The organism is Streptomyces sp. NPDC041191 (assembly GCF_055591945.1).
Genome location: NZ_JBVIZC010000009.1, coordinates 220,712 through 226,750 on the forward strand (window position 1 = coordinate 220,712; position 6,039 = coordinate 226,750).

Consider the following 6,039-nt stretch of genomic DNA (forward strand, 5'->3'; position numbering starts at 1 on the left):
GCTCCCGGGCCGGGAAGGTGGCGGTACCCGCACCCTCCCGAGGAGCAACAGCTGTGAGCAGCAACAACGGTGACGTACGGCTCTGGGGCGGACGGTTCGCCGACGGTCCGGCCGAGGCCCTGGCGAAGCTGTCCGCGTCGGTCCACTTCGACTGGCGTCTCGCCCCGTACGACATCGCCGGCTCCCGCGCCCACGCCCGCGTGCTGCACGGGGCGGGCCTGCTCACCCAGGACGAACTGACCCGCATGCTGGCCGGACTCGACCGGCTTGAGGCGGACGTCGCCGACGGCTCCTTCGTCGGGACCCTCGCCGACGAGGACGTCCACACCGCCCTGGAGCGGGGCCTCCTGGAGCGCCTCGGGCCGGACCTCGGCGGCAAGCTGCGCGCCGGCCGGTCCCGGAACGACCAGGTCGCCACCCTCTTCCGGATGTACCTGCGCGACCACGCCCGGATCATCGGCGGCCTCCTCGCCGACCTCCAGGACGCCCTGGTCGGCCTCGCCGAGGCGCACGCGGACGTCGCCATGCCCGGCCGTACGCACCTCCAGCACGCCCAGCCGGTGCTCTTCGCCCACCACCTCCTCGCCCACGTCCAGTCCTTCTCCCGGGACGCCGAGCGGCTGCGCCAGTGGGACACCCGGACGGCTGTCTCCCCCTACGGGTCCGGTGCCCTCGCCGGTTCCTCCCTCGGGCTCGACCCGGAGGCGGTCGCGAAGGACCTCGGCTTCGAGCGGGGCAGCGCGGGCAACTCGATCGACGGCACGGCCTCCCGCGACTTCGTCGCCGAGTTCGCCTTCATCACGGCGATGATCGGGGTGAACCTCTCCCGGATCGCGGAGGAGATCATCATCTGGAACACGAAGGAGTTCTCCTTCGTCACCCTCCACGACGCCTTCTCCACCGGCTCGTCGATCATGCCGCAGAAGAAGAACCCCGACATCGCGGAGCTGGCCCGGGGCAAGTCCGGCCGTCTCATCGGCAACCTGTCGGGCCTGATGGCCACCCTCAAGGCCCTCCCGCTCGCGTACAACCGCGACCTCCAGGAGGACAAGGAGCCGGTCTTCGACTCCTGCGACCAGCTGGAGGTCCTGCTCCCCGCCTTCACCGGCATGATGGCCACGCTCACCGTCAACCGGGAGCGCATGGAGGAGCTGGCCCCGGCCGGCTTCTCGCTGGCCACGGACATCGCGGAGTGGCTGGTCAGGCAGGGCGTCCCGTTCCGGGTGGCGCACGAGGTGGCCGGCGAGTGCGTGAAGGTCGCCGAGTCCGAGGGCAAGGAGCTGGACGAGCTGACCGACGAGGAGTTCGCCAAGATCTCCGAGCACCTCACCCCCGAGGTCCGCACGGTCCTCGACGTCCCCGGCGCCCTCGCCTCGCGCGACGGGCGCGGCGGCACCGCCCCCTCCGCCGTCGCCGTCCAGCTCGTGGAGGTCAAGGCGGACCTGGTGATCCAGCACGCCTGGGCCGAGGCCAAGAAGTAACGACCGTACGCGTTCCACGGTGCCGCCGTCCCCGATCCGGGGGCGGCGGCACCGTGCTGTCCGTCCTGCCCGGCCTGCGGAACGCCCTTCCTCTCTGGGACGCCTTTACTCTGAATGAGACGTCAATGTCTCACCGGGTGTATGGTCGTCTCATGTCAGTCGACCGCACCCAGATGCTCCGCGCCGCCGCCGCCCTGCTCTCCCGGAGATCGACCGCCACCATGGACGAGGTCGCCCGGGCCGCCGGGGTCGGCCGGGCCACGCTGCACCGGCACTTCGCCGGGCGGGACGCCCTGGTGCGGGCACTCGAGGAGCTGGGCCTCCAGGAACTGGACGCGGCCCTCGACGCGGCCGGGATCGAGGAGGGGCCCGAGGACGAGGCCGTGCGCCGGCTCATCGCCTCCGTGGAGCCCGTGGCGCCCCTGCTGTCGTTCCTCGTCACCGAGAACCAGCTCTTCGAGGGCGACCGGCGCAACGAGGGCTGGGAGCGCATCGACGCCCGGATCTCCGCCCTCTTCCGGCGCGGCCAGGAGCGCGGCGTCTTCCGGATCGACCTGACCCCCGCCTGGCTCACCGAGGCGTTCTACGGACTCGTGGGCTCCGGCACCTGGGCCGTGCAGGACGGCCGGGTCGCCGCCAAGGACTTCCAGTACATGATCGTCGAGTTGCTGCTCGGCGGAGCGCGCAGGAGTGTGGAGAAGTGAGCATCAGCACCCTCAAGACCCCGAACCATACCGAGGGCGTCCGCCGCCCCGGCCGGTGGCTCGCCCTCTCCGTCCTCGTCCTGGCCGTGCTGCTCGTGGCGGTCGACGCCACGGTGCTCGGCCTCGCGACCCCCTTCCTCTCCGAGGACCTCGAACCCACCGGTACCCAGCTCCTCTGGATCGGCGACGTCTACTCCTTCGTCATCGCCGGCCTCCTGGTCTCCATGGGGAGCCTCGGCGACCGCATCGGACGCAAGAAGCTGCTCCTGATCGGCGCCACGGCCTTCGGCGCCGTCTCGGTGCTCAACGCCTACGCGTCCAGCCCCGAGATGATGATCGTGGCCCGCGCGCTCCTCGGCGTCGCCGGCGCGACCCTCATGCCGTCCACCCTGGCGCTCATCCGCAACATCTTCCACGACCCGCGCGAACGCAGCCTCGCCATCGGCATCTGGGGCGCCATGGCCTCCGCGGGCGCGGCCGTCGGCCCGGTCGTCGGCGGTTTCCTCCTGGAGCACTTCTGGTGGGGCTCGGTCTTCCTCATCAACCTGCCCGTCATGGCCGTCCTCGTCCTCGTCGGCATCAAGCTGATCCCCGAGTCGAAGAACCCGAATCCGGGCCCCTGGGACCTGCCCAGCGTCGTGCTCTCCCTCGCCGGCATGATCGGCGTCGTCTACGCCGTCAAGGAGCTGGCCTCGCACGGTCCCTCCCTCGGGGTGGGCCTCGCCGCCGCTGTCGGCATCGCCGCCCTCGCCTGGTTCGTCCGCAGGCAGCTGACCCTGCCCACGCCCCTCCTGGACATGCGGCTCTTCCGTCACCGGGGCTTCTCCGGAGCCGTCCTCGCGGACCTGCTGACCATCCTCGGCCTCTCCGGCCTGGTGTTCTTCCTGTCCCAGTTCTTCCAGCTGGTCCAGGGCCGCCACCCCCTGGAGGCCGGACTCGCCGAACTGCCCGCCGCGGTCGGCGCCGTCACCGCCGGTCTCGTCGCGGGCGTCGTGGCCCGCCGCTTCTCCGTGCGGTCCGTGGTGGCCGGCGGCCTCGCGGCGGTCGGCGTCTCCCTCGCCGTCCTGACGACGCTCGACCAGCACACCGGCTACCCGCTGCTCGGCGGCACCCTGCTCGTCGTCGGCGTCGGCGCGGGCTTCGCCTTCACGGTCACCGCCGACGTGATCCTTTCCAGCGTCCCCCAGGAGCAGGCCGGTTCCGCCTCCGCCGTCTCCGAGACCGCGTACGAACTGGGCGCCGCGCTCGGCATCGCCGTCCTCGGCTCGATCGTGACCGGCGTCTACCGGGGCTTCCCCACCCCGGCCGGCGTCTCCTCGGACGTCGCGTCGGCCGCCCACGAATCCCTCGGCGGCGCGGTCGAGGCGTCCGGCGCCCTCGCCCCCGACACGGCGACCGCCCTGGTGTCGGCCGCGCAGACGGCCTTCGTCGACGGCCTGCGGATCGCGGCCGGGGCCGGTGCGGCGGTCCTCCTCGTCACGGCGGTCGCCGCCTGGTTCCTGCTCAGGGGCCAGAAGCTGGAGGACGGCATCGAGCACTGACCCGCCCCCGCACAGGGGGGTGCCCCCGTACGGTCCGGCCGTACGGGGGCACCCCCCTGTGCGTCCTTACGCCCTCACGCGGCCTTCGCCTTGGTGGCGTACATGTCCACGTACTCCTGCCCGGAAAGCCGCATCACCTCGGCCATCACCGAGTCCGTCACCGCCCGCAGGACGTAGCGGTCGCGGTCCATCCCCTCGTAGCGGGAGAACTCCATCGCCTCGCCGAAGCGGACCGTCACCCGGCCCGGACGGGGGAGACCCGCCCCGCCCGGCTGGATCTTGTCGGTGCCGATCATCGCGAACGGCACCACCGGCGCACCGGTCATCAGGGTCAGCCGCGCGATCCCCGTACGGCCCCGGTACAGCCGGCCGTCGGGGGAGCGGGTGCCCTCCGGGTAGATCGAGAACGCCTTGCCCTCGTCGAGCACCCGACGGCCCGTCATCAGCGCCGCCACGCCGCCGCGTCCGCCGTCCCGGTCGACCGGGATCATGCCGACGCTGGTGAAGAACCAGGCCATCGCCCGGCCCTTGAGGCCCTTGCCCGTCACGTACTCGTCCTTGCCGATGAAGTAGACCGGACGGTCCAGGCAGATCGGCATGATCATCGAGTCGATGAAGGTGAGGTGGTTGCCCGCGAGGATCACGGGACCCGTCCCCGGAACGTTCTCGGCGCCCTCCACGCGGGGGCGGAACATCAGGCGCATGACCGGCCCGAGCACTGCCTTGATGATCGCGAGACGGGACAACGGTTCCTCCGGTGGGAAGCGGGTCAGCCGAAGACGGACGAACTGACGGTGCGACTGGCGACGATACTCGCGGGTCACCTCCGCGCGCACATCGGGTTCACCGAACGGATACGCAGTGTTGACACGAGTTTCCGCCATGTTCGGCGCAGGTCTGCCGCCCGTAGGGGGTCGGTGCCTAGCGTCGGGAACACCGCCGACAGGTGCGGGACATCACACCACGATCCACCCAGGAGGACCCTTCATGACCCAGGGCGAACGCCGGACCCCGGCACGGCGGACGGTCCTCGGCGCCGCGGGCGCCACCGTCCTCGGCGCCTCCGCGGCCCTCACGGCCGGCACCGCGCAGGCCGCCCCGGAAGCCGCGACGAACCGTCCGCACGGGCGCGGCTACCGCTCCCTCCCCGTTCCCACGGTCATCGGCCACCGCGGCGCGAGCGGCTACCGCCCCGAGCACACCCTCGGTTCCTACCGGCTCGCCCTCGACCTCGGCGCCCACATCGTCGAGCAGGACCTCGTCCCCACCCGGGACGGCCACCTGGTCTGCCGGCACGAGAACGACATCACCGGCACCACCGACGTCGCCGACCACCCCGAGTTCGCGTCCCGGAAGACCACCAAGACCGTCGACGGCACCAGGATCACCGGCTGGTTCACCGAGGACTTCACGCTCGCCGAGCTCAAGACCCTGCGGGCCGGGGAGCGCATCCCCGGCACCCGCCAGGAGAACACCCTCTACGACGGCCGCTGGACGGTCCCCACCTTCGAGGAGGTGCTGCGCTGGGCCGACGAGGAGGGCCGCCGCCGGGGCCGCGAGGTCTGGCTGTACGTCGAGACCAAGCACCCCACCTACTTCCGCTCCCTCGGCCTCGGCCTGGAGGAGCGGCTCGCGAAGCTCCTGCGCCGGTACGGACGCCACCGCGCCCACTCGCCCCTCCTCCTCCAGTCCTTCGAGCCGAGCAGCATCCAGCGCCTGGCGAAGCTGGTCGACACCCCCGGCGTGGTCCTGCTCTCCGGGGCGAACAGCCGCCCCTGGGACTTCGTCGAGGCCGGGGACCCGCGCACGGTCGCGGACCTGATCACGCCCGAGGGCCTGCGCCGGATCTCCTCGTACGCGAAGGGCATCGGCCCCACGCTCGACCTGGTGATCCCCCGGGACGCGGCCGGCCGGCTCGGCGCCCCGACCACCCTGGTCCGCGACGCGCACGCGGCCGGGCTGATCCTCCACCCCTACACGCACCGCAACGAGAACACCTTCCTGCCCGCCGACTTCCGGCGCGGCACCGACCCGAACGCCTACGGCGACTCGATCGGCGCCCTGAAGAAGTACCTGGAGACGGGCATCGACGGCATCTTCTCCGACAACCCCGACACCGCCCTGCTCGCCGCCGAGGACCTCACCGGCCGCCGCTGAAGCGCGTCGCGACGGGCGGCCCCCGGGTGTTCCCGCCCGGCTCGCGGCGCCCGTGACGGTCGTGGGGGGGGGGGGGGGGGCCTGCAAGGGCCCCCCCCCCCCGTGTTTTCGGCCCGTCCCCCCTCCCCCTGCCTGCGGCCCCTACGTGTTGGTGGG

At 72.2% G+C, this 6,039-nt stretch carries 5 protein-coding genes; 4 read left to right on the forward strand and 1 reads right to left on the reverse strand.

The window, feature by feature from the left end:
* Window positions 1-53: 53 nt before the first annotated feature.
* The 3 genes from argH to ACZ6AQ_RS19590 all read left to right on the forward strand — a co-directional run bounded on the left by argH (window position 54) and on the right by ACZ6AQ_RS19590 (window position 3,726).
* Window positions 54-1,481 carry an argininosuccinate lyase gene (argH, locus tag ACZ6AQ_RS19580; RefSeq protein ID WP_468760885.1) on the forward strand — a complete coding sequence of 476 codons (1,428 nt, stop codon included), beginning with the start codon at window positions 54-56 and terminating at the stop codon, window positions 1,479-1,481.
* A 152-nt stretch (window positions 1,482-1,633) separates the two neighbouring features.
* A complete protein-coding gene (locus ACZ6AQ_RS19585; RefSeq protein ID WP_388698536.1) occupies window positions 1,634-2,185 on the forward strand; it encodes a TetR/AcrR family transcriptional regulator in 552 nt (183 codons plus the stop codon).
* A 2-nt stretch (window positions 2,186-2,187) separates the two neighbouring features.
* Window positions 2,188-3,726: an MFS transporter gene (locus ACZ6AQ_RS19590; RefSeq protein WP_468761012.1), complete on the forward strand. Its 1,539-nt coding sequence runs from the start codon at window positions 2,188-2,190 to the stop codon at window positions 3,724-3,726.
* 74 nt (window positions 3,727-3,800) lie between these two features.
* Here ACZ6AQ_RS19590 and ACZ6AQ_RS19595 read toward each other — a convergent pair whose 3' ends face one another.
* Entirely contained in the window at window positions 3,801-4,472 is a 672-nt protein-coding gene (locus ACZ6AQ_RS19595) for a lysophospholipid acyltransferase family protein (protein WP_468760886.1), read from the reverse strand.
* A 241-nt stretch (window positions 4,473-4,713) separates the two neighbouring features.
* On the opposite strand from ACZ6AQ_RS19595, the gene ACZ6AQ_RS19600 reads away from it, so the two are divergent.
* Entirely contained in the window at window positions 4,714-5,883 is a 1,170-nt protein-coding gene (locus tag ACZ6AQ_RS19600) for a glycerophosphodiester phosphodiesterase (RefSeq protein WP_468760887.1), read from the forward strand.
* Window positions 5,884-6,039: the final 156 nt, after the last annotated feature.